This window comes from Egibacteraceae bacterium (assembly GCA_035540635.1).
GTDB lineage: Bacteria > Actinomycetota > Nitriliruptoria > Euzebyales > Egibacteraceae > DATLGH01.
Genome location: DATLGH010000106.1, coordinates 1 through 22,637, shown reverse-complemented (window position 1 = coordinate 22,637; position 22,637 = coordinate 1). Strand labels below are relative to the sequence as shown.

The 22,637-nt window shown below is 73.5% G+C and carries 26 protein-coding genes; 18 read left to right on the top strand and 8 right to left on the bottom strand.

The annotated features are described in order from the left end of the window. Positions 1-30: 30 nt before the first annotated feature. From VM324_15910 to VM324_15895, 4 genes are all read left to right on the top strand, one after another. Positions 31-234: a hypothetical protein gene (locus tag VM324_15910; protein ID HVM00775.1), complete on the top strand. Its 204-nt coding sequence runs from the start codon at positions 31-33 to the stop codon at positions 232-234. A gap of 22 nt (positions 235-256) precedes the next feature. Beyond that, positions 257-631 (top strand): hypothetical protein, encoded by a 375-nt coding sequence (locus VM324_15905; protein ID HVM00774.1) that lies wholly within the window; start codon positions 257-259, stop codon positions 629-631. Positions 632-714: 83 nt separating this feature from the next. Next, positions 715-1,140 (top strand): hypothetical protein, encoded by a 426-nt coding sequence (locus VM324_15900; protein HVM00773.1) that lies wholly within the window; start codon positions 715-717, stop codon positions 1,138-1,140. A gap of 5 nt (positions 1,141-1,145) precedes the next feature. Then, positions 1,146-1,559 carry a pilus assembly protein TadG-related protein gene (locus VM324_15895; protein HVM00772.1) on the top strand — a complete coding sequence of 138 codons (414 nt, stop codon included), beginning with the start codon at positions 1,146-1,148 and terminating at the stop codon, positions 1,557-1,559. 116 nt (positions 1,560-1,675) lie between these two features. On the opposite strand, the gene VM324_15890 is transcribed toward VM324_15895, so the two are convergent. Continuing rightward, positions 1,676-2,422 (bottom strand): hypothetical protein, encoded by a 747-nt coding sequence (locus VM324_15890; GenBank protein HVM00771.1) that lies wholly within the window; start codon positions 2,420-2,422, stop codon positions 1,676-1,678. 204 nt (positions 2,423-2,626) lie between these two features. On the opposite strand from VM324_15890, the gene VM324_15885 reads away from it, so the two are divergent. Together VM324_15885 and VM324_15880 are read left to right on the top strand one after the other, a co-directional pair. Continuing rightward, a complete protein-coding gene (locus tag VM324_15885; protein ID HVM00770.1) occupies positions 2,627-3,373 on the top strand; it encodes an alanyl-tRNA editing protein in 747 nt (248 codons plus the stop codon). A gap of 68 nt (positions 3,374-3,441) precedes the next feature. Then, a complete protein-coding gene (locus VM324_15880; protein HVM00769.1) occupies positions 3,442-4,578 on the top strand; it encodes a S8 family serine peptidase in 1,137 nt (378 codons plus the stop codon). On the opposite strand, the gene VM324_15875 is transcribed toward VM324_15880, so the two are convergent. Then, complete coding sequence (locus VM324_15875) at positions 4,568-5,059, bottom strand: GNAT family N-acetyltransferase (protein HVM00768.1); 492 nt, start codon at positions 5,057-5,059, stop codon at positions 4,568-4,570. The genes VM324_15880 and VM324_15875 overlap by 11 nt on opposite strands. A 148-nt stretch (positions 5,060-5,207) precedes the next feature. On the opposite strand from VM324_15875, the gene VM324_15870 reads away from it, so the two are divergent. From VM324_15870 to VM324_15835, 8 genes are all read left to right on the top strand, one after another. After that, complete coding sequence (locus VM324_15870; GenBank protein ID HVM00767.1) at positions 5,208-6,011, top strand: c-type cytochrome; 804 nt, start codon at positions 5,208-5,210, stop codon at positions 6,009-6,011. Further along, positions 6,008-6,985, top strand: a complete 978-nt coding sequence (locus tag VM324_15865; GenBank protein ID HVM00766.1) for a Rieske (2Fe-2S) protein — start codon at positions 6,008-6,010, stop codon at positions 6,983-6,985. The genes VM324_15870 and VM324_15865 overlap by 4 nt, the downstream gene beginning before the upstream one ends. Before the next feature lie 71 nt (positions 6,986-7,056). Beyond that, positions 7,057-8,442, top strand: coding sequence for a cytochrome b N-terminal domain-containing protein (locus tag VM324_15860; protein ID HVM00765.1), 1,386 nt, complete (start codon positions 7,057-7,059; stop codon positions 8,440-8,442). Beyond that, complete coding sequence (locus tag VM324_15855) at positions 8,439-9,242, top strand: c-type cytochrome (protein ID HVM00764.1); 804 nt, start codon at positions 8,439-8,441, stop codon at positions 9,240-9,242. Before VM324_15860 ends, VM324_15855 begins: the two co-directional genes overlap by 4 nt. Then, the gene (locus tag VM324_15850) at positions 9,239-10,609 is read left to right on the top strand and encodes a cytochrome b N-terminal domain-containing protein (protein ID HVM00763.1); all 1,371 of its coding nucleotides are present in this window, start codon (positions 9,239-9,241) and stop codon (positions 10,607-10,609) included. Before VM324_15855 ends, VM324_15850 begins: the two co-directional genes overlap by 4 nt. Positions 10,610-10,670: 61 nt before the next feature. Beyond that, on the top strand, positions 10,671-10,820 hold the full coding sequence (locus tag VM324_15845) for a hypothetical protein (GenBank protein HVM00762.1): 150 nt from the start codon (positions 10,671-10,673) through the stop codon (positions 10,818-10,820). A gap of 79 nt (positions 10,821-10,899) precedes the next feature. Further along, positions 10,900-11,031, top strand: coding sequence for a hypothetical protein (locus VM324_15840; protein HVM00761.1), 132 nt, complete (start codon positions 10,900-10,902; stop codon positions 11,029-11,031). Positions 11,032-11,073: 42 nt separating this feature from the next. Continuing rightward, positions 11,074-12,285, top strand: coding sequence for a glycosyltransferase 87 family protein (locus VM324_15835; protein HVM00760.1), 1,212 nt, complete (start codon positions 11,074-11,076; stop codon positions 12,283-12,285). Here VM324_15835 and VM324_15830 read toward each other — a convergent pair. Together VM324_15830 and VM324_15825 are read right to left on the bottom strand one after the other, a co-directional pair. Then, positions 12,253-14,376 (bottom strand): transglycosylase domain-containing protein, encoded by a 2,124-nt coding sequence (locus VM324_15830; GenBank protein ID HVM00759.1) that lies wholly within the window; start codon positions 14,374-14,376, stop codon positions 12,253-12,255. The two genes, VM324_15835 and VM324_15830, sit on opposite strands and share 33 nt — an antisense overlap. A gap of 308 nt (positions 14,377-14,684) precedes the next feature. Further along, entirely contained in the window at positions 14,685-15,086 is a 402-nt protein-coding gene (locus tag VM324_15825) for a DUF5318 family protein (protein ID HVM00758.1), read from the bottom strand. Positions 15,087-15,252: 166 nt separating this feature from the next. Here VM324_15825 and VM324_15820 point away from each other — a divergent pair, with 166 nt between their 5' ends. Together VM324_15820 and VM324_15815 are read left to right on the top strand one after the other, a co-directional pair. Continuing rightward, entirely contained in the window at positions 15,253-15,861 is a 609-nt protein-coding gene (locus VM324_15820) for a helix-turn-helix transcriptional regulator (protein HVM00757.1), read from the top strand. Between the two features lie 20 nt (positions 15,862-15,881). After that, positions 15,882-17,051 carry an inositol-3-phosphate synthase gene (locus VM324_15815; protein ID HVM00756.1) on the top strand — a complete coding sequence of 390 codons (1,170 nt, stop codon included), beginning with the start codon at positions 15,882-15,884 and terminating at the stop codon, positions 17,049-17,051. Here VM324_15815 and sodX read toward each other — a convergent pair. Further along, positions 17,037-17,411 carry a nickel-type superoxide dismutase maturation protease gene (gene sodX / locus VM324_15810; protein HVM00755.1) on the bottom strand — a complete coding sequence of 125 codons (375 nt, stop codon included), beginning with the start codon at positions 17,409-17,411 and terminating at the stop codon, positions 17,037-17,039. The genes VM324_15815 and sodX overlap by 15 nt on opposite strands. Before the next feature lie 58 nt (positions 17,412-17,469). Between sodX and sodN the strand changes: the two genes are divergently transcribed. Then, the gene (gene sodN / locus VM324_15805; GenBank protein ID HVM00754.1) at positions 17,470-17,916 is read left to right on the top strand and encodes a superoxide dismutase, Ni; all 447 of its coding nucleotides are present in this window, start codon (positions 17,470-17,472) and stop codon (positions 17,914-17,916) included. A gap of 70 nt (positions 17,917-17,986) precedes the next feature. Further along, the gene (gene malQ, locus VM324_15800; protein HVM00753.1) at positions 17,987-20,053 is read left to right on the top strand and encodes a 4-alpha-glucanotransferase; all 2,067 of its coding nucleotides are present in this window, start codon (positions 17,987-17,989) and stop codon (positions 20,051-20,053) included. A 4-nt stretch (positions 20,054-20,057) separates the two neighbouring features. On the opposite strand, the gene bfr is transcribed toward malQ, so the two are convergent. From bfr to VM324_15785, 3 genes are all read right to left on the bottom strand, one after another. Next, positions 20,058-20,522 carry a bacterioferritin gene (gene bfr, locus VM324_15795; protein HVM00752.1) on the bottom strand — a complete coding sequence of 155 codons (465 nt, stop codon included), beginning with the start codon at positions 20,520-20,522 and terminating at the stop codon, positions 20,058-20,060. A gap of 74 nt (positions 20,523-20,596) precedes the next feature. Continuing rightward, the gene (locus VM324_15790; GenBank protein ID HVM00751.1) at positions 20,597-20,809 is read right to left on the bottom strand and encodes a (2Fe-2S)-binding protein; all 213 of its coding nucleotides are present in this window, start codon (positions 20,807-20,809) and stop codon (positions 20,597-20,599) included. A gap of 219 nt (positions 20,810-21,028) precedes the next feature. Next, positions 21,029-22,444 (bottom strand): CCA tRNA nucleotidyltransferase, encoded by a 1,416-nt coding sequence (locus tag VM324_15785; GenBank protein HVM00750.1) that lies wholly within the window; start codon positions 22,442-22,444, stop codon positions 21,029-21,031. Positions 22,445-22,637 lie beyond the last annotated feature (193 nt).

Sequence of the window (22,637 nt, the reverse complement as noted above, 5' to 3'; positions counted from 1 at the left end):
CGCCGGCCGCTAGAGAGAAAGGGAAACGCCATGATCGCGTTCCTGCTCACCGTTGCCAGCCGCCAGGTTGCCAGCCGCCGGAAGGAAGACGGCGGCTTCTCGACCGCCGAGCTGCTCGGCAACGCCGCACTGGCCATCGCGGCGCTCGTCGCCATCTGGGGCGTGCTGCAGATCCTCGGGCTCGACGTCGTCGAGATGATCCGAAGCCAGATCCTCGGCGGCGCAGGCGGCTGAGCCGAAGACCGCCCCCGCTGCCGTGCAGCGCGCCGAGGGCGGCTTCGTCACCGTGCAGTACGTCGCGGTGGTGGGGCTGTCGCTGCTGTTCGTCGTCATGCTCGCCAACCTCGTGGTGTTCCAGTACGGGCGGGGTGTCGTGCGCGCCGCCCTCGACGAGGGAGCGCGCGCCGGCACGCGCACGACCGCCGGCGCCGCCGAGTGCGAGGCCCGCGCCGGTGACGTGCTCGCCGACCTCCTCGGCGGGGCGATGGGCGCCGGCGTGCGGCTGCGATGCGCGGACGACGGCGACCTCGTCCGCGCCAGCGCCGACGTCGTGTTCGTCGGCTGGCTGCCGGCAGTACCCGACTGGCGCTTCACCGCCGAGGCGACCGCGTCGCGGAGACCGGCGCCGTGAGCGCGTGGCCAGCAGTCACGCCCCCGGTGGGCCCGCGGAAGGCGGCGCGGCGTTGGCCGGCGCGGGTGGCGCAAGCGCCGGCCGTGCGTGAGCCTCACCGGGCCGGGCGCGAGGCCGGTGGGATCCCCATCGAGTTCGCTCTCGGCATCGGGGTGCTCGTCGTGCCGGTGACGCTGCTCGTGCTGACGCTCCCGACGTGGGTGGAGCGCCAGTCCGCCGCACGCCTCGCCGCCCAGGAGGCGGCGCGCACGGTCGTGCTCGCCGACTCGCTCGCCGCGGGGATCGCCGCCGGCGAGGACGCCGCCGCCCACATCGCCGCCAACCACGGCATCGACCCCGCCGACTTCGCGGTGTCCTTTGCGGGCACCCTCGAGCGGGGCGACGCGGTCACCGCCACGATCGCTGCGCGCTTCCCCGCCACGGCGTTCCCCGGGTTCGGCGACGTCGCGGGGTTCACGTGGACGGTCACCGCAACCGAGCACGTCGACCGCTACCGGAGCTTCCCGTGACGGCGATGGCCGAGGAGCGCGGCACGGTGACGCTCTGGCTGCTCGGGCTCTGTGTCGTGCTGCTGTTCCTCGGGGGGTTGACGCTCGACCTGTGGCGGGCGTTCAGCGAGCGCCGCGCCCTCGCCGGGGTCGTCGACGCGGCCGCAGCCGCTGGCGCGTCGGGGATCGACGTCGCCGCGTTCCGCGCCACCGGTCATGTCGCCCTCGACCCGGCTGCGGCCGAGGCGCTCGCCGCCGACAACCTCGCCGCCCACAACGACCTGCCATCCCTCACCGCCGTCACCCTGTCCGCCTCGCCCGCCGCGATCACGGTCGAGGCCACGGGAGCCGTCGACCTCACGCTCACGAAGCTCCTGCTCGACCCCGTGCCCCTGACCATTCGCGTCACCGCGACCGCCGAGCCGGCCGCCTCGCCGTGAGCCGGGGTCCCCATGCGCGAACCGGCCACCGGATCCTCGGGGTGTCGGGACTGCGTCATCCCTGAGGTGACGGAGTCCCGACACCGCCTGACCGAGCTGGTCTGCCGGTGCCCGCCTCAGGGGCTCGGTGAGGAGGGAGGCAGCAAGACCTCCTCGCCGGGGTGGATGAGGTCGGGATCGCCGGAGCGCAGCCGGTCGCGGTTGGCGGCGACGACGTCCTGCCAGCGGGGGTGGATCTCGGCGTTCGACGGGGACCCGCCGAGAGATGCCGCCGTGATCGCCCAGAGGTTCTCGCCGGGAGCCACGACGTGGTATGCCGCCGGGGTGCCGGCAGGCCCCGTGCCGCCGGGCTCCGCGCCTACGGTCTCGCGGGTGCCGTCGCCAGGCCCCGCCCAGGGCGGCGGGTCACCCCGCGATCCCCCCTGCTCGACGGCCGGCTCCCCGGGCAGGTCGGCGGGCGCCGTTACCGCCGGAGGAGCCACGATCGTGGCGGTCGCCAAGCCCGGCACGCCGAGCGTCACGGTGGAGCCAGCGAGAGCGACTGCGACCGCGCGGTCCGCGAGCCGGCGCACCACGGGCAGCGTCGCCCACCCCACTGAGCGCGCGGCGGCGGGAAGGCGGGCGGCCCGCGCGAGCGTGTAGCAGCCGGTCGTGATGACGAGCCAGTACGCCCCGGCCAGTGCGACGACGCGCAGCGCCGCCATCACCGCGTCCTCGGCCGGCACGACGGCCAGCCAGGCCGCGGGGTCGTCCCAGCCCACCGCGAGCCAGGGCAGCTCGCCGAGGCGGTGCAGCAGGCGCAGCGCCCCAACCTCGCCGGCGAGCAGCGCGGCCAGTCCTGACCATCGCGTGAACGCTTCCATGGAGTAACGCTAAGGCTTGTCCGTTCGTGTCGTCAACGCGTGACGCAGGCAGGAGTGGAAAGACGTCCGTGACGGAGCGCCGCCGACCGAGGTGGCGGCGGTCGCGAGCCTGGACCACGGCCGCCTCGCCCGTGAGGTCAACCCCCGCGGCCAGTGGGTCATGACCCGCCCCCGGCGATGGCGGGCCGGCGGTAGTGTCCCGCCATGGCCGTCACCGAGGAGCTCTACGCCACCGACGCGTACCGCCGCGTCTTCGAGGGCGCGGTCGTCGCCGTCGACCGCGCGCAGGGGCGCGTCGCGCTCGACCGCACCGCGTTCTACCCCGGCGGGGGCGGCCAGCCCCACGACACCGGGACGCTCGCGTGGGACGGCGGGCGGGCCGCCGTGGTGAAGGCGAAGAAGGAGGGCGGGGTCGTGTGGCACTGGCTCAACCTGCCCGGGGAGGCGCTGCCCGACGAGCGCACCGGCGCCTACGGCGAGCTCGACTGGGAGCGCCGGCACGCGCTCATGCGCACCCACACGGCCCTGCACGTGCTCTGCGGGGTCATCTGGGCCGACTTCGGCGTGGCCGTCACCGGCGGCAACATGGAGCCGGGGTCGGGTCGGCTGGACTTCGAGCTCGACGCGATGAGCGCCGAGCTCGGCGCCCGCGTCGAGCGGCGCATCAACGAGGAGATCAACCGCGCCCGCGACGTCCTCGTCGACTTCGTCGACCGTGGTGAGGCTGACCGGGACCCCGCGCTCATCCGCACGAAGGCCAACCTCATCCCCCCGAGCATCAACCCTTTGCGGGTCATCGACATCGTCGGCCTCGACAAGCAGGCCGACGGGGGCACGCACGTCGCCTCCACGGCCGAGGTCGGCCGCGTCGCCGTCACGAAGACCGAGTCGAAGGGCAAAGCGAACAAGCGCATCCGCATAGCCCTCGAGGACGTTCCGCCTTCCCCCTGAAGTCCCCCGATAGGGTGGCCGATGGGGTACATATAGGGAGGACGACCGAGGGAAGGGCGGCACCGCCCATGGGCAGCCGACGTGCTCTGCGCCTCCGGCGCCTCGTCACCGCCGTGACGATCACGATCGCAGCCGTCGCCTACACCTCGCCGGAGGCGGGAACGCACGCGCGGGTCCTCGGCACCGAGTGGTGGGAGTGCCTGCGCTCCGGCGAGCCCCCGTCCCGCTTCGACGCCGTCGTCGACGCCCACCGCGCCCGGTTGGCCCGGGCCCGGCGGTTGGCGGGCCACCCCTCCGAGGACCCCACCGCGCTGCCGCTCGTGATCCCGAAATCCCTCCTGGAAGGGTCGCGCCGCTCCCTCGTAGTCGGGGACGGGGGGCTGCCGGGCGTGACGGTGGCGATCATCGACTCCGGCATCGACGGGCACCACCACGACCTGGTGGGGAGCACGGTCCTGCGCGGCCTCGACCTGCTCAACCCGTGCGGGGACGGGCGCACGGACGTGTCGGGGCACGGCACGGCCGTGGCCGGCGTCATCGCCTCGCAGAGCCGCGGCGCCGCCTCGGGGGTGCGGCTGCTGCCGGTGCGCACGTCGCTCGGCACGGGCACGAGCCTGCGGTGGATGAACGCCGCGGGGATCGTGTGGGCCGCCGACAACGGTGCCGACGTCATCAACCTGTCCCGCGCGTCCAGGTCGACGCGACCCTCACGCCTCGAGCACGCCGCCGTCCGCTACGCCACCAGCCGCGGCGTGGTGGTCGTCGCGTCCGCCGGCAACGACCCCCGCCGGCCCGTGGCCTACCCCGCCGCGTATCCCGAGGTCATCGCGGTCACGTCGACCGATGCGTACGGGCAGCTGTCGATCTTCGCGGCGCACCACGGGGGCGTCGACATCGCTGCGCCGGGGTCGAAGGTCGCTACGCTCGCCGTCGACGGCGGCTACGGCGTGGGGTCGGGCACCTCGATCGCCGCCCCGGTGGTCGCGGCGACGGTGGCCCGGCTGAAGGTCGTCAACCCCCAGCTCGGTCCGCGCCAGATCCAGCGCCTGCTCGTCGACACCGCCGGGCCGCTGCCCTTCGGCGGTCCGGCCGGCGCGGAGATGCCGTTCGGCGTCCTCAACGTCGAGGCGGCGCTTCGGGCGGCGGGCGCGTCGATGATCGCCCTGCAGGCCCCCGCGGAGACGAGCCAGGTGGTCAGAGGTTGAGCGCGTAGCCCTCGAACCGCACGCCGGGCGCCGGCTCGTGGTCGAGCGCGGAGTCGCGGACGAACCCGAGCTTCTCGTAGAGGTCGCGGGCGCTCTCCATCTCCTGGGTGGTGGACAGCACCACGCGCTGCTGGTTCTCCGCGCGCGCCCGCTCGATCGCGTACTCCATGAGCGCCCGCCCCACACCGGTGCCGCGGGCGTCGGGGTGCACTGCGAGCAGCCGCACTCCCACGGTGCCGCCCCGGACCCCCCGGTGGCGGGTGAAGAGCGTCACCGAGCCGACTAGCCGCCCGTCGCGCTCGGCGACGACGACGTCGGCCTCGATCATCCGGCCGCGCACGTTGCCGATGTCCTGGGCGAACGACGCCCAGGCGTCGGGGGACATGCGGGCGGCGTACTCGGCGTAGGCGTCCACGAGCAGCGCCGCCACCCCGTCGAGCTCCTCGTCTCTGGCCGGTCGGATCGACACGCCCTCGTGCATGGGGGGAGCATCGCAGGCCCGCACCACCTCGCGCCACCCCACTCGTTGCGAGGGTTCGACGGGTGCTCGCCCGCCATCCGTGGTAGAAGCGCGCCGGTACCGTGGTGTCGCACGCAGTCGGTGGTGCCCCGAGGACGAAGGGGAGGGTGTGGGTCGCACCGCGCCGAGCGCCCGAGCGCTGGCGTCCTGGTTGCTGCTCGGGTGCGCGGCTGCGGTCGCGCTCGCAGTGGAGGCGAACGCGTCCGCCACGGACGGGCCCTCGACCGCCGAGACAGAGGACGCGACGGCGCGTGGCGGCGAGCTCTATCAGCGCTGGTGCGCGGTGTGCCACGCCACCGACGGCAGCGGCACCGCGGACGGTCCACCGGTCGACGAGCTGTCGATCGCCCTCGTCGACCTCACCATGCGCACCGGCTCGATGCCCCTGGCCGACCCGAACCGCGGAGTGCGTGAGCGCAGGTTCACCGACGATGAGCGGGAGGCGGCCCTCGCCTACATGGTCGAGGCGTTCGGGCTGTCCGGCGAGGTCGAGGAGCCGGGTCCGGGCGACCCCGGCCGCGGCCAGGACCTCTACACCGTCCACTGCGCGCAGTGCCACGGCGCCAACGGCGAGGGCGGGGTGTCGGGCCGCGACGCGACGGTCCCGCGCACCCGTGGCGTCGACCCGATCGTCATCGCGCAGGCGGTGCGGGAGGGCCCGTTCCAGATGCCGCCCTTCAACGAGAAGCTCCTGCGCGACGACGAGCTCGACGACATCGTCGCCTTCCTCGAGGATCAGCCGTCGAACAGCCCACTCGGGCTGGCCGACCTCACCCGGGTGGCCGCCTTCACCTGGGCGCTGCTCCTCGGGACGATCGTCCTCGTGGTGTGCTGGTGGATCGGCCACCGACCGGTGCGGGCGCCCGACGCCGACCTCGCCGGCGAACGCGAAGGCAAAGGAAGCGCATCGTGACCGAGAAGCGACCTCAGCAGCGCGACGAGGGCAAGGGGTCGCGCCGGGACACGGAGAGGGGGGCGCCCGACCGCGGCCCAGGCGACGGCGCGCACGGGCGGCAGGCCCCCGACCATGGCGCGCACGAGGGCCTCTACGTCGTGGGGCAGCACATCCCCCCGCCGAGCGAGGTCAACGACACGATCGTCATGGGCGCGGCGATCGTCGCCGGCCTGTCGGCGGTGGTGTTCGCCGTCGGCCTGCTGGCCGGCGCGGGGACCGGGGTGTACGGCTCGGCGCTCGCCGTGGGGCTGCTCGCGATGGCGATCGCGGTGCGTCGCTACTTCGCCGCCGCCTACCCCGACATCGAGGGCCTCGAGCCCCGCGAGCTCCCCGACGCCGACCCCGACGACGACGAGCCGGTCACCGAGGTGCCGCCCGTCGCCCGGCGCAGCCTGCTCCAGCGCATGCTCGTCGGCGCGGCGACCCTGCTCGGGCTGGGGCTGGCGGCGCCCGTCGCCTCGCTGGGCCCCTCGCCGGGCGACGCGCTGCGGCGCACGCACTGGACGTCGGGGCGCCGGCTCGTCACCACCGACGGCCGCCCTCTTCGCCCCGACGACGTCGCCACCGGCGGGATCTCCACCGTCTGGCCCGAGGACGCCATCGAGGTCGAGAACTCCGCGGTCATCCTCGTGCGCCTGTCCCAGAGCCCGCCGCAGCCGCCGACCAACCTCGACTGGGTCGTCGACGACAGTCTCGTGGCCTACTCGAAGGTGTGCACGCACGCCGGGTGCCCGGTGGGGTTGTTCCGCGAGCGCGACGACGCGCTCTTCTGCCCGTGCCACCAGTCGACCTTCGACGCGGCGCGCGGCGCGGTGCCGACGTTCGGCCCCACCGCGCGGGCGCTGCCCCAGCTGCCGATGGGCGTCGACGACGACGGGTTCCTCGTCGCCCTCGGCGACTTCGCCGAGCAGGTAGGGCCGGCATTCGGATGACGCCCCTTGAGCAGCGAAGCGGTAGGGGCCCCGCAAAGCCCCTCGAGCAGCGAAGCGGTAGGGGCCCCTAGATGACGCCGCTCTTTCGCTTCCTGTTCGACGCCCTCGACGCGCGCCTGCGGCTGCGCAAGCCCGGCCGAGCCGTGGTGAACAAGGTGTTCCCGAAGCACTGGTCGTTCCTGCTCGGCGAGGTGGCGATGTTCAGCTTCGCGATCCTCGTCGCCACGGGCCTGTTCCTCACGATGTTCTACCGGCCGTCGGCGGAGCCGCTCCTCTACACGGGGGCGGCGCAGCTGTACGAAGGGCGGACACTGCCCGCGGCGTACGCCTCGATCGTCGAGCTGTCGCACGACGTCAGGGGTGGCCTGCTGTTCCGGCGCATGCACCGCGGCGCGGCGTACCTGTTCATGTTCGCCACGGTCGCGCACCTCCTGCGGATCCTGCTCACCGGCGCGTTCCGCCGCCCTCGCGAGGTGAACACGCACATCGGCACGATGATGCTCATCCTCGTCATCGCGCTCGCCTACACGGGCCAGAACCTCGTCTACGACCTGCTCGCCGGCTCGAGTTTGCGCATCGCGTACGCGACGCTGGCCTCCGTCCCGCTCATCGGCGACTGGCTCGTCGTGTGGGTGTTCGGCGGCGAGTTTCCCTCCGAGGTCGTGTCGCGCTTCTTCGTCCTGCACATCCTCATCCTGCCGGGGCTGCTCACGGGGCTGCTCGTCCTGCACCTCGCCCTCGTCGCCCGCCAGCGCCACACCCAGTTCCCCCGCGCCGGCGTCGACGGGCAGCGCTACGTCGTCGGGGAGCCGCTGTGGCCCTCGCAGTTCGCCGCCTCGACGACGCTCGTGCTCGCCGTCGGGGGGCTCGTCGCGGCGTTTTCGGTGCTCGTGCCGTGGAGCGACGTCGACCTGCACGGGCCCCTTCGCCTCGGGCAGGCGAGCAACGCCGGGCACGCCGAGTGGTGGCTGTTCTGGCTGCAGGGCGCGATCACGATCTTCCCCGCGTTCGAGTGGGAGGTGCTCGGCATGACCATCTCGCACATGTTGGCGTTCAACGTCGTGCTGCCCGGCGCGCTGTTCGGCCTGCTGTTCGCCTACCCGTTCCTCGAGCGCCGGCTGGCCGGCTACGACCCCGACCTCGACAACCACGTCTGCAGCCGCCCCCTCGACGTGCCGGTGCGGGCCGCGATCGTGCTCGGCGTGACCGCGTTCGTCGGAATGCTCACCCTGGCGATGACGAACGACATCGTCGCGCGCGGCCTGCGGGTGTCGGTCGAGTCGGTGATGTGGTTCTTCCGCATCGCGGTGCTCGCCGTTCCCGCCGTCGTGGCCTGGGCGGCGTACGCGCGGAGCAGGTCGGTCCTGCGCCGGCGGCGCGCGCCCGGCGCGGCGGCTGGCTCCGGCGGGGACGCCCCTGGCGGGGCAGCGCCGGCGAACCCGAAGGTGTCGGCGTGAGCCGCGCCCGGCTGCTCCCGGTCGCCGCCTGGGCGGCCGTCGCCGTCGCCGCCGCGCTCGCGTGGCTCGCCGCCGGGGGGCCGGGTCCGGCGGGGGCGGTCCAGCAAGCGCCCGCCGAGGAGACCCCGCGCGGGGACCGGCTGTACACGACCCACTGCGCGCGCTGCCACGGGGCCGACGGGCGGGGAGCGACCGACCCCCACAACCGCGCACCCACCCTCGTCGGCATGGAGGCCGCGCGCGTCGACCTCGTCCTGCGCACCGGACGGATGCCACCGGCCGATCCCGACGGGTCGGGACGGGGCAGGTCCTGGAGCGACCGGGACCGCGAGGCGCTCGTCGCGCACATGACCGCGCTGTTCAACCTCGAGGGTCCGCTGCTCGGCCCGGAGCCGGGCGACCCGGCGGTCGGCCGGGAGGTCTTCGCCACCCACTGCGCTGCCTGCCACGGCTACACGGGCGACGGCGGTGTCGCAGGCGGCGGCGCGATCGTGCCCCGGGTCGTGGGCCTCGACCCCGCGGTGATCGCCCAGGCGGCGCGCGTCGGACCCTTCCAGATGCCCCGCTTCGCCGAGGGGCAGATCAGCGACGAGGAGCTCGGCGACGTCGTCGCCTACCTCGACGAGGTCGCGGTCGAGCAGGCCACCCCGCTCGGCCTCGGCGAGCTCAACCCCGTGTTCCTGTCCGCCTTCGCCGCGCTGCTCACGCTGGCCATGATCTTGTCTTGCCTGTTCCTCGCCGGGCGAGTCACGATGTTCCCCGACCCCGAGCCGCCCCCCGACGTCGACGGGGAGACATGACGCCGCTGTTCGCGCTGCTGTTCGAGTCGCTCGACGAGCGGCTGCGCCTGCGCAAGCCGGGGCGCAAGGTCCTGAACAAGGTCTTCCCCGACAACTGGTCGTTCCTCCTCGGCGAGGTCGCGCTCTTCAGCTTCGTCCTGCTCGTGTTGACCGGGGTGCTCCTCACGATGTTCTACCGGCCCTCCACGGATCCCGTGACCTACCAGGGGGCCATGTCGCTCTACGAGGGCAGGGAGCTGCCTGCGGCGTTCGAGTCGATCGTGCGCATGAGCTACGACGTCCCCGGCGGGCTGTTCTTCCGCCGGGTGCACCGGGGCGCGAGCCACCTGTTCATCGCGACGACCGTGCTCCACATGCTGCGCGTCCTGCTGACCGGCGCGTTCCGCCGGCCGCGCGAGGTGAACTACCACGTCGGCATCGTCCTACTCATGCTCACCTTCGCCGCCGGCTTCACCGGCTACTCGCTGCCCTACGACGCGCTCGCGGGCACCGGCATCCGCATCGCCTACTCGTCGCTCCTCTCGCTTCCCTACGTCGGCGAGCAGGTCGCCTACTGGATATTCGGCGGTGACTTCCCGACCGGCAACATGATCCCGCGCTTCTTCGTGTTCCACGTGCTCATGATCCCCGCCCTGCTCGTCGGGCTGATCACCGTGCACCTCATGATCATGGTGCGCCAGCGTCACACGCAGTTCCCGCGGCCGGGGATCGACGGGCACCGGTTCGTCCTCGGCAAGCCGATGTGGCCGAGCCAGTTCGCGCTGTCGACGACGCTCATCCTCTGGATCGCCGGCCTGCTGTCGGCGGCGGCGGTGCTCATCCCCTGGAGCGACGTGCTCCTCATCGGTCCCTACGTCCCCGGCGAGGTCGGCAACAACGCCCAGCCGGACTGGTTCCTGTTCTGGCTGGAAGGCGCCCTGCGGGTCTTTCCGCCGCTCGAGTTCCGGATGCTCGGGATGACGGTCTCCGGCGCGTTCGTCGCCGGGGTCGTGTTGCCCGGCGCGATCTTCGCCGTGCTCGTCGCCTACCCCTTCGTGGAGCGCCGGTTCTACCAGCTCGAGGGCGACTGGCACGTCCTGCAGAACCCGCTGGAGATCCCGCTGCGCGCGGCGGTGTCCGTCGGCACGTTCAGCTTCGTCCTCCTGCTGTCGGCCGCCGCCACGAACGACATCCTCTCCCGGATGACGGGGATCCCCATCGAGGCGATCACGTGGTTCTTCCGCCTCACCTGCGCGTTCGTTCCGCCGGCGCTAGCCGCGGGTTTCTGGGTGTACTCCACGCGCCGGCTGGCGCGAAAGAACATGACGGTTCCCCGCAACGAGGCCGAGGCGAGCAACACCTACGCGGCGAAAGCCCGGGAGGCGTGACGGCCGGCGGCTGCCGCGCACCGGGCGTGTGGCGGGGCCTCAACCCGGGTAGGAATCGAACATGGGAATTGTTATCGCACTGGTCCTGCTCGCGCTCATCTTCGGCGGTATCGGGCTGCTCGTCGAGGGGCTGTTCTGGCTCCTCGTCATCTCGCTCGTCCTCTTCATCGTCGGGGGCGTGTTCGGCTTCCGCGGCCGCAGTCGCGTCTGACCGCAAGGGCTCCCTCGGAGGTGTGACGGTCCCCCGCCTGCGGGGACAGTGAAGGCACCCGCCGAAAAGGGACCATCGCATGGCTCAGGACCCGGAACCCCCGCCGCTTCGCCTGCCCGCCACACCCCACGACCCCGTGCCGAGGTACGCACCGGCGCCGCCCGCCGACGACGACGCGTCGACCGAGGAGGACGCCGACGCGCTCCGCTGACCACCTGCCCCTGTTCGCCGAGGGGCGGACTAGGGTGGGGCGGTGCGCGACCGGCCGGACCCCCAGGCCGCCCGCCGCCTCGTGCTCGCCGGGGTCGGGCTGCTGTGCTGCGCTGTCCTCACGGTCGGCTGGTGGTCGAAGGCCCGCTGTCTCGGCGAGGACGCCTGGGCCAGGGGTGAGCAGTACACGCGGTCCTGCTACACCGACGTCTACGCCCTGTGGTTCGCCGCGCGCCTGGACGCCGGCGCGGTGCCCTACCGCGACCACCCTCTCGAGTACCCGGTCCTCACCGGCGCGCAGATGTGGGCGGCGGCCACGGCGGTCGGCTGGGTCCCGGCGGACCGCCGGGCGGCGGCCTTCTTCCACGCCACCGCGGCCTTCGGAGCGGCGGCGGCGCTCGCCACCCTCGTACTCCTCGCACGGGCGGGCCTGCCCCCTGCCCGCCTGCTGTGGTACGCGGCGGCGCCGACGCTCGCCCTCACCGCCTTCGTCAACTGGGATCCCCTGCCGGTCGCCCTGCTCGTCGCCGGCGTCGTCGCGCACCAGCACGGACACGACGCGACAGCCGGCGGCGCCGCCGGCCTCGGCGCGGCCGCGAAGCTCTTCCCCGCGCTGCTCGTGCCCCTCGTGGTCACCACCCGGCTCGCGCAGCGCCGGCCCCGGGACGCGGCCGCGCACACGGCAGCCGCCGCCGCGGCCTGGTTGGCGGTCAACCTGCCGGTCCTGCTCACCGCCCCCGTAGGATGGCGCCGGTTCATCGACCTCAACCGGGAGCGACAGGCGGACTGGGACAGCCTCTGGTACCTCGCCGAGCAGGTCCGGGGGGCGGCGTTCGCCGTCCCCGTCCTCAACGCCGCGTCCGCCGCCGTGCTCGTCGCCGGTGCTGCGGTGATCGTGATCGTCGGCGCGCGCCGCCGCCCCCCCGAGCGCTGGTGGGAGCTCGCCCTGCCGTTGCTCGCGTGGTTCCTGCTCACGAACAAGGTCTACTCGCCACAGTTCAGCCTCTGGCTGCTGCCGCTGCTCGCGCTGGCCTCGCCGCGTGCCGCCCCGGTCATGGCCTTCCTCGTAGCCGACGCGGCGGTGTTCCTCCTGCGCTTCCCGTTCCTCGGCGGCCTCCAGGGGCTCGAGCCGGCTCCCGGCTACGGCTGGTTCGCCGCCGCGGTGGCGGTGCGCGCCGTGGTGCTCCTTTCGGTGATCGTCGACAGCACGCGGACGTCGGCGTCAGCCGCCCTCCCCCGGGGCGGGGGCCGGTGAGGCCTCCGGCGACGGCTCGGGCGGCGGGGGCTGCGGTTGCGCCGGTGGCGGCGGCGCGGGCAGGACCGGCGGCGGCGGCGCGGGCGGAGCGGGGTCGGAGGCCGGGCCCGGCGACGGACCCGGCGCGGGGGCGGGGGTGACGGCCGGCTCCGGGGAAGGCGAGGGCGCGGCCTCGGGCGACGGCGAGGGCGAAGGGGACGCCTCGACGCACTCCCCGCGCGCGGAGCTCCAGACCTCCCCCGGGTCGCACGAGGGTTGCGTCGGCTCGGGAGAGGGGCTCGGGTTGACGACCTGGAGCGTGCCTCCCGGCGACGGGAAGCTCGCCACGTCGAGGTTGGCGTGCACCTTCGCCATGAACGCCCTCCACACCTGCGCCGGCAGCTCGCCGCCCGTCGGGTCCCCCGGCATGCGGCGGTTGTCGTCGCGGTTGCCCATCCACACCACCGCAGTCAGCTGAGGGGTGTACCCGGCGAACCAGGCGTCGGCGTGGTTCGTCGTCGTGCCGGTCTTGCCCGCGGCAGGGCGGCCGAGGTCGGCGCGCCGGGCCGTGCCGTTGCGCAGCACCCCCTGGAGGACGTCGGTGACCGTCCAGGCGACCTGCTCGCTGAAGGCCCTGTCGCCGCGTACGGGCGCGGAGTAGAGGACCTCGCCGTCGCGCTCGACCCGCTGGATGGTGATCGGCTCGTAGTGCATCCCGCCGGCGGCGAAGGTGTTGTAGGCCTCCGCGAGCTCGAGCGGGGTGACCTCGGGGGTGCCGAGCACGACCGAGGAGTCGCCGGGATCCATCGCGCCGTCGATCCCCGCGCGCCGGGCGAGGTCGACCATCTTCGTTCCCCCGACCTTCTCGAAGACCTGCCCGTAGACGGTGTTGACCGAGCGCCAGGTCGCCTCCCGCAGGCTCAGCTGCCCGAACGCAGCGCCGCCGAAGTTGCTGATCTCGTAAGGGCGTCCGTCCACCCGCACGCCCGGCATCGTGTACGTCGCCGGCGCGGGGAAGTAGCTCTCTGGCGACTTGCCCTCCTCGATCCAGGCTGCGAGCGCGAACGGCTTGAACGTCGACCCCGGTTGGCGCGCCGCGAGCGCCATGTTCACCTGGTCGGTCGCGTGGTCCTTGCCGCCGACGAGCGCGCGCACCCCGCCGGTGGCCGGGTCGAGCGCGACGAGCGCCCCCGTCGCCCCCTCGGGGACGCCCGGCACGAGGACCTCGTGGTAGGCGGCCTCGGCCGCCGCCTGGACCCCGAGGTCGAGCGTCGTCGTGACCTCGAGCCCCCGGTAGACCTGCTCGTCGCCGAGCCGGGCGACGAGATCGCGCTGGACGAGGTCGAGGAAGAACGGCGCGTCGCGGAACTGGATCGGCCTCGGCTCCTGGGGTGTCGGCATCTCCGCCGCGAGGATGCCGGCCTCGGCCGCGTCGAGCGTGCCGGCGGTGAGCATCTGGTCGAGCACGTAGCGGTAGCGCCGCTCGGACCCTGCCGGGTCGCGGGCCGGGTCGAGGCGCGAGGGCGAGGGCAGGATGCCGGCGAGCTGCACGGCCTCGGCCTTGGTGAGGTCGACGGCGTCCTTGGCGTAGTACGCCGCGGCCGCTGCCTGGATCCCGTAGGCGCCCCGGCCGAAGTAGATCGAGTTGAGATAGAACTCGAGGATCTGGTCCTTCGTGAACTGCTGCTCGAGCTTCACGGCGAGGGCGGCCTCGCGGACCTTGCGCAGGGCCGTGCGGGCGTCGTCGGCGGTGACGTTCTTGATGTACTGCTGGCTGATCGTCGAGCCGCCCTGGGTGACCTGGCCGCTCGTGACGTTGACCATCGCCGCGCGGAAGATGCCGGGCAGGCTGATGCCCGGATGCGAGTAGAACTCGGCGTCCTCCGCGGCGAGGACCGCCTCGACGACGTGCCGCGGCAGGCTCGCGAGCGCGACGTCCTCGCGGCTGCCCTGGGCCTGGAGCGTGGCGACCTCCGCGCCGGTGACGTCGTAGATGACCGTGCCGGCCTCGCCGACGTCCTCGGGCAGCGGCACGGACGTGAAGAAGTAGAAGAACAGCACGACGCCGCCGAACAGCCCGAGGACCCCCGGCACGAGGAGGAGCAGGGCCACCGGCCGGCGGTACCAGTAACGCGGGCGCGGGCGCGGGCGCGGGCGCGGGCGCGGGGGGCGGCGCGGCGGACGCTGCCCGACGCCGGTGCGGGGACGGGCGGACCGGGCGCCCGCGGGCGCGGCCGGCTGCCGCGCGCGGGCGGGCAGGCGCGTGCCGCCCGCACCGCGGGGGGCGGTGCGGGCGCTCGCGCGGCCAGAAGGCCTGGGGGGCTGTCGTCGAGGGCGTCCGGCCGAGCGGCCCGGATGCGGCCGCCTCGTCATCCCCGAGAGTCTGCCATGCCCGGCCTCGGCTGTCCGACCGGCCCGGCTCAGCCCGCGTGGGCTCGACCGAGGAGGAAGCTCTCGACGAGGTGGTTCCACCCGCACACGAGGCATGCCTCGACGACGTAGGCGGTGAAGGAGCGGTGGGTCGCTGCGAGCCCGTCGAGCTCGCTGCGGCTCCACACGACCTGACCCGACTTGCGCTTGAGGTCGTCGCCGTACACGTAGGTCACGAGGCGCAGCGTGTCTGCGGGGTCGCGCGGCACGGCGGCCCGGTCGTCGGCGAGGTTGCAGATCGGGCAGGCGCGGTCGGTGACCGCCCCGACGTTGCGGGCCGCGCGCAGAAGCTCGGGATGCGCGTCGCACACGTCGCGGATCGCCACGGACCCGCGGGAGACCTGGCGCACGAGTGCGCGCTTGGCGATCCGGTAGTCGATCTGGCCCTTCATCGGGGCACAAGTGTACGGGGCGTGGCGCCGGCCGGTCAGTGCGTTGGCGGGTCGGCGGGCGGTTTGTCGGCAAGGGGTAGCGTGCCGATGTATCATCCCGCTATATCGCGGTGATACATCGCGCCGATGCATCCGCCGATTCCGCCACTACCCGCAGAGGAGGGCCATGATGCTCGAGCTCGCCATCCTCGGTCTGCTCAAGGAGCGCCCGATGCACGGCTACGAGCTGCGCAAGCAGCTCGGGCAGAAGCTCGGGCTGTTCTGGACGGTGTCGTTCGGCTCGTTGTACCCCACGTTGCGCCGCCTCGAGAAGCGCGGAGCGGTGGCGAAGCTCACCGCCGAGCCGCAGACGTCGCGCCGCAAGCAGGAGTATCGCATCACCGACGTCGGTGAGCGCGAGTTCCTCGAGCTCATCGAGGAGGGAGCCGGCAACGGGGTCGAGCACGAGAAGTTCTCCCTGCGGCTCGCCTTCTTCGGCTACCTGCGCCCGGAGATCCGCATCCGCCTCCTCGAGCGTCGCAAGGCCTACCTCGAGCTGAAGCTCGAAGAGGCGCGCCGCTCGCTGCAGCGCGCGCGCCGGACGCGCGCCGACACCTACACGGTGTCGCTCGTGCGCCACGGCCTGGACACGACGGCGGCGGACATCGCCTGGCTCGACGAGCTCATCACCGCGGAGCGGGCCGCCCTCGCCGAACGCGAGGCGGACGCTCCCGCGCCCCCACCCCCCGCACCACCCGCCGACGACGTCATGCCGAGCAGGCTGCGGAGCCAATGAGCCCCCAGGAGGAACCCTTGATGCCACGCCGTGGAACGGCCGACCGTACGCAGGCCGTCAACCTCCCGCGCGACGAAGGTGTCCGCGTTGCGATCGTCGGGGTGGGCAACTGCGCGAGTGCGCTCGTCCAGGGCGTGCACTACTACGCCGACGCCGACCCCGCGGGGCGCGTCCCGGGGCTCATGCACGTCGAACTCGGCGGGTACCACGTGAACGACCTCCAGTTCGTGGCCGCCTTCGACGTCGACGCGAAGAAGGTCGGTCACGACCTCGCCGAGGCGATCGTCGCCCCGCCGAACAACACCATCCAGTTCGCCGACGTGCCGCCGGTCGGCGTCGAGGTCCTGCGCGGGCCGACGCTCGACGGTTTCGGCCAGTACTACGCCGAGTCCTGCGAGGAGTCCGACGCCCCGCCCGTGGACGTCGCCGAGGCCCTGCGCGCGGCGCGCGCCGACGTCGTCGTGTGCTACCTGCCGGTCGGCAGCGAGCAGGCCGCCCGCTTCTACGCCGGCGAGGCGCTCGCGGCCGGCTGCGCGTTCGTCAACTGCCTGCCGGTGTTCATCGCGAGCGACCCCGGGTGGGCCAGGCGCTTCGCCGACGCGGGGCTGCCGATCATCGGCGACGACATCAAGAGCCAGGTCGGCGCGACCATCACCCACCGCATGCTCACCCGCCTGTTCGAGGACCGCGGCGTCACCATCGACCGCACGTACCAGCTGAACTTCGGCGGCAACATGGACTTCATGAACATGCTCGAGCGCGAGCGCCTCGCCTCGAAGAAGATCTCGAAGACGCAGTCGGTCACGAGCCAGATGCAGCACGGGATCGCCAGGGACAGCATCCACATCGGGCCGAGCGATCACGTACCGTGGCTCGAGGACCGCAAGTGGGCCTACATCCGCATGGAGGGCCGCAACTTCGGCGACGTGCCGCTCAACGTCGAGCTGAAGCTCGAGGTGTGGGACTCGCCCAACTCCGGCGGCGTCGTCATCGACGCGGTGCGCTGCGCGAAGGTCGCGATGGACCGCGGCCTCGGCGGCCCGCTCCTCGGCCCGTCGAGCTACTTCATGAAGTCCCCGCCGGCGCAGTTCCCCGACGACGTCTGCCGCCAGATGGTCGAGGAGTTCATCGCCCAGCCCGTCGCCGACCTCCCCCGCCTCGTGGAGCAGTCGGCCTCACGGACGACCTGACCGCTCCGCCGGCGCGTAGCGGTACACGACCCTGCCGCGCAGCGCCCCGCGCGGCAGGTCGCCGTAGTGGCGGCTGTCGGTGCTCGCCGCGGGATTGTCGCCGAGGACGGTGAGCCGCGAGCTGCGGGCGGCGGCGAGGCGCTTCACGACGAGCCGGTCGGGCGGGCCGGGCTGTACGACGACGACGAGGTCACCGGGGCGGGCCCGCGCCGGCCAGCGCCGCACGAGGAGGCGGTCGCCGGGCTCGAGCGTGGGCGTCATGCTCTCGCCCCGCACGACGAACCGGCCGTGCGCGGCAGCCGCCCCCACGAGCACCGCCCCGGCGGCCAGCGCCCAACGCCAGCGTTTCCTCGATGGCATGGGGGATATGGTGTCGGGGGAGCGAATCGGTATCCCCGTCGCGAGAAGGAGTCCGCCCATGTCCCTTGCTGCCCGGCTGCTACGGCTGATCGACCGCCTCGACGCGCCCCGCGCCGTCCACGCCCACTGCGACATCCCGTGCGGCATCTACGACCCCGAGCTCGCCCGCATCGAAGCGGAGTCGGCCCTGAAGGCCATCCAGAAGTACCACGACTCCGACGATGAGGTGTTCCGGCAGCGCTGCGTCATGATCAAGGAGCAGCGCACCGACATCGCCAAGCACCACCTGTCGGTCCTCTGGAGCGACTACTTCAAGCCGCCGCACCTCGAGGAGTTCCCCGAGCTCCACGGCCTCGCGTGGCAGGTCCTCAAGCAGTGCACGAAGGTGAAGGCGAGCGTCGACGCCGCCGACGCCGAGGAGCTGCTCAGCATGATCGACGAGATCGACGACATCTTCCAGAAGACCGGCGGCCTCGACAGCGCGCGGGTAAAGCCCCGCCGGTAGCCGCACGCCCGGTCCCTTTCCTCGGGCCCCGCCGGCGGCGGGGCCTTTGCATGGACAGCCGGGAGGCGCAGTGCCCGACGACACACTGACCCAGCTCGCCGACCTCCACGGGGTCGCGACGTCCTACACCGACGCAACCGGCCGGCGCGTCGACGTGCCCGCCGCCACCGTCCGCGCGGTCCTCGCCGCAATGGACGTCCCGGCCGCCGCGGACGAGGCCGCCGACGCTCTCGACCGCGCCCGAGCCGCGGCTCGCCGGCGCCTGCCGCACACGATCGTCGCCCGCCACGGCCATCCCACGAGCTTCGAGGTGCCGGCCCTGCGCGACGCGGCGAAGGTCGAGGTGCAGCTCGAGGAGGGCGGCGCGCGGGGCCTGCCGGCGGGGCAGGCGCTGCCCGCTGACCTGCCCACCGGCTACCACCGGCTCGCGGTCGACGACGAGGAGGCCTTCCTCGTCGTCGCACCCGGCCGGTGCCCGCTCGCGGGCCTCGCGGACCCCGAACGCGGCGGAGCCCGGCGCGTCTGGGGCTGGATGGCGCAGCTCTACGCGGTGCGCTCCGCCGACAGCTGGGCCATCGGCGACCTCGGGGACCTCCGCCGCCTCGCGGCATGGAGCGCGGCCGAGCTCGGGGCGGGCATGGTCCTCGTCAACCCCCTGCACGCCGCCACCCCCGTCGTGCCCGTCGAGCCGTCGCCGTACTACCCGTCCAGCCGTCGGTTCCGCAACCCGCTCTACCTGCGCGTCGAGGACGTCGCCGCGCTCCAGGGCGTCGACACGGCCACCCGCGAGCGCGTCGCCGGTCTCGCCGCCCCGCTCCAGGCGGCCAACCGCAGCGACCGCATCGACCGGGACGGCGCGTTCCGCGCGAAGATGACAGCCCTCGAGCTGCTCTTCGCCCTGCCGCGCGCCCCTGCACGGGAGGCCGCGTTCGCCACGTACCGCGCGCAGCAGGGTCAGGGGCTCGTCGACTTCGCGACGTTCTGCGCACTCGCCGAGCGCCACGGCACGCCCTACACGCAGTGGCCCACCGCGCTGCGCCACCCGGCGAGCCCGGCGGTGACCGAGGCCCGCGGCGAGCTCGCCGACCGCGTCGCGCTCCACGAGTGGCTGCAGTGGCTGTGCGACACCCAGCTCGCCGCCGCGCAGGGCGCCGCGCTCGACGCCGGCATGGCCGTGGGGATCGTCCACGACCTCGCCGTCGGGGTGGACGGGGGAGGCGCTGACGCGTGGGCGCTGCAGGACGACCTCGCCGCCGCGGTCACGGTCGGCGCGCCACCCGACACGTTCAACCAGCAGGGCCAGGACTGGCGGCTCCCGCCGCTGCGCCCTGACCGGCTCGCGCTCACCGGCTACGCGCCGTTCCGCGACATGATCGGGGGCGTGCTCCGCCACGCCGGGGGGATCCGCGTCGACCACGTCCTCGGGCTGTTCCGCCTCTACTGGATCCCCGAGGGGGCGCCCGCGTCGGCCGGCACGTACGTGCGCTACCCCGGCGACGACCTCCTCGGCGTCCTCGCCCTCGAGGCGGAGCGGGCCGGCGCGCTCGTCGTCGGTGAGGACCTCGGCACGGTCGGGGAGGGCGTGCGCGAGCGGCTCACGGACGCCGGGGTGCTCGGGTCGCGGGTGCTCTACTTCGAGCGCTCGCCGGACGGCGCGGGGCCGCTGCCGGCCACCGGCTATCCCGAGCTCGCCCTCGCAAGCGTCACCACCCACGACCTGCCGACCGCGGCCGGGTGGTGGACCGGCGAGGCCGAGCGGGTGCGCGCGGAGTTCGACCTCTTCGGCGAGGACACCACGCAGAGGGAGGAGGAGGCACGCGCCGCGCGGGCACGCGCCGAGCTCGCCGCGTTGCTGCTGCTCGAGGGGCTCGTGAGCGAGGAGGCCGGCGTCGAGGAGCTCATCGTCGGGATGCACGCGTTCCTCGCCCGCACCCCGTCCCTCGTCGTGGCGGCGAGCCTCGGCGACGCCCTCGGCGACATCCGCCAGCCGAACCTGCCGGGCACGACCGACGAGTACCCCAACTGGCGGCTACCCCTTGCCGTCCCGACCGAGGCGGGCCTGCGGCCGGTGCTTCTGGAGGAGATCTTCGCCCACCCGGGCGTGCGCCGCCTCGCCGCCGTCCTTCACCGAGCCTGACCGGTCAGACCCACTTCGCGAGCCAGAGCGGCTCGCCGAGCTGCTCGAGGTTGCCGAGCTCGGTCTCACCCTCGTCGACGTGATGCTCCTCGTCGCGGAGGAACCCCTCGAGCAGGGTGCGGGTGCCGGGGTCGCCCTGCTCCTGGCAGATCGCCACACCCCGGCGGTAGCGTTCGACGGCGGCGATCTCCATGTCGAGGTTGGCGCGGAACTGCTCGACGACCGACTCGCCGACCTGCACGGAGAACAACCGCTGCAGGTTCGGCACGCCTTCGAGGAACAGGATCCGCTCGATGAGGGTCTCCGCGTGGCGCATCTCCGCGATCGACTCGTCGTAGTACGCCTTCGCGAGCCTCGCGTAACCCCAGTCAGCGGCCATCTTCGACGCGATGAAGTACTGGTTGACCGCGGTGAGCTCGGCGGTCAGCGCCTCGTTGAGCATCTCGATGACCTGCGGGCTGCCCTGCATCGGCGGTCCTTCGTCCTTCCCCGTCTCGGCTGTCGGGCTCAGCCTACACGGCAGGCCCCGCCCCGATTCACGGTTCAGACGGCGATGGCCGGGGGTCCCGCCGGGGCGGAGGCGGCCAGCGGGCAGCCGGCGCACTCGGCGAGCAGACGGCTGATGGCCGGCACGCAGCCGCCGCAGCCCGTGCCCGCGCCACACGCGCGAGCGACGGCGAACTCGTCCCAAGCCCCGCGGGAGATCTCCTCGCGGATGCGGTGGTCGTACACCACCTTGCAGTGACAGACGAGCACAGCGGCGGCCTCCTTAGGTTCGCCTAACCAATGTACGAGGGACGGACCGGTGAGGGCAAGAGCCGGAAAGGCTTCTGTGAAGGATCCGCGGGTGCGCTGAGGGCGCGGTCAGGTGTATGTCGCAGCCTGCGGCGCGGGCGGGGTTGTCGGCACGTCAGTCCCGCGCATACGCGGGACTGATGCGGGGCCTGCGCGGAGCCCTCGCCCCGAGCGGTCCCGTCAGCGCTCCTGCGCGGCCGCCCACTCGTCGAGCAGCCGGTAGGCCTCCTCCTCGGTCATGGGGCCGCGGTCGAGGCGCGCCTCGAGCAGCATCTCCCGGGCGCGTCCGACGGCCGGTCCCGGCTCGAGCCCGAGGTGGGCCATGATCGCGTTGCCGTCGAGCGGCGGGCGGATCTGGGCGATCCGCTCCTCGGCGTCGAGGCGGGCGATGCGCTGCTCGAGGTCGTCCATCGCGCGCGCGAGGCGGCGGGCCTTCGCCTGGTTGCGAGTGGTTACGTCCGCGCGGGTCAGCTGGTTCAGCCGTGCGAGCTGGTCGCCGGCGTCGCGGACGTAGCGCCGTACGGCCGAGTCCGTCCAGGCTTGGTCGGAGTACCCGTGGAAGCGCAGGTGCAGGTGGACGAGGTGCGCCACCGCCTCGATGTCGTCCTTGGCGTAGGTGAGCGCGCGCATCCGCTCCCGCGCCATGCGGGCGCCGACCACCTCGTGGTGGTGAAACGTCACCTTGCCGTCGGGGTGGAACTCGCGCGTCGCGGGCTTGCCGATGTCGTGCAGGAGCGCCGCGAGCCGCAGGATGCGGTCGTCGGCGGGGCACCCCTCGACGACGGCCATCGTGTGGGCGTACACGTCCTTGTGGTGGTGCAGCGGGTCGTGCTCCATGCGCAGCGCGGGAAGCTCCGGCAGGAAGCGCTGCGCGAGGCCCGTGTCGCAGAGCAGGTCCATCCCCCTGCGGGGCTCGGGGGCCGTGACGAGCTTGTCGAGCTCGACGCGGATGCGCTCGCGGCTGATGGTGTCGATCTGCGCCGCCATCACCGTGGCCGCCTTGCGGGCGGACTCGTCGGGCTCCGCGCCGAGCACGGCGGCGAAGCGCGCGAGGCGCACCATGCGCAGCGGGTCGTCGCCGAAGCTGCGCTCTGCGTCGACGGGCGTGCGCAGGACCCCCGCCTGGAGGTCCGCGAGCCCCCTGAAGGGGTCGACGAAGCGATGCTCGGCCAGGCGCACCGCCATCGCGTTGCACGTGAAGTCCCGCCGGGCGAGGTCGGCCTCGATGTCGCGGCCGTACGTGACCTCGGGGCGGCGGGAGCCGGGCTCGTACACGTCGGCGCGAAAGGTCGTGATCTCGAGGTGCCAGTCGTTCTTCCGCGCGCTCACGGTCCCGAAGCGCGCCCCGGTCAGCCAGACCGCGTCGGCCCACCCCTCGAGGACGCGTTCGGTCTCCTCCGGCGGCGCCGACGTGGCGAAGTCGAGGTCGCCTGACGCCCGGCCGTGCAGGAGCGTGTCGCGCACCGTCCCGCCGACGAGGTAGAGCTCGTGGCCGGAGTCGGCCATCCGCCGCCCGAGCTCGTCGGCTACCGGGTACACGGCCACGAGCTCCGCCAGTCGACGGTGCTGCTCGGCGGTGAGGTCGTCCGTGGCCATCGCCCGGTAATGCTAACGCCAGCCGCTTCGGCCGCCTCGCGCCCCGGCAGGTGGGCGACGCCGCGCCGTCCGGCGGCCGTCAGCGCCCGACGTAGGTGACCGCGGGCGTGGCCTGGGGCCGGGCCGGCCGCGCGACCGGCTGGCCGGCGGGCGCCGGCCGTGGCCCGGCCGCCGCGGGGGGCGGGCCACGGCC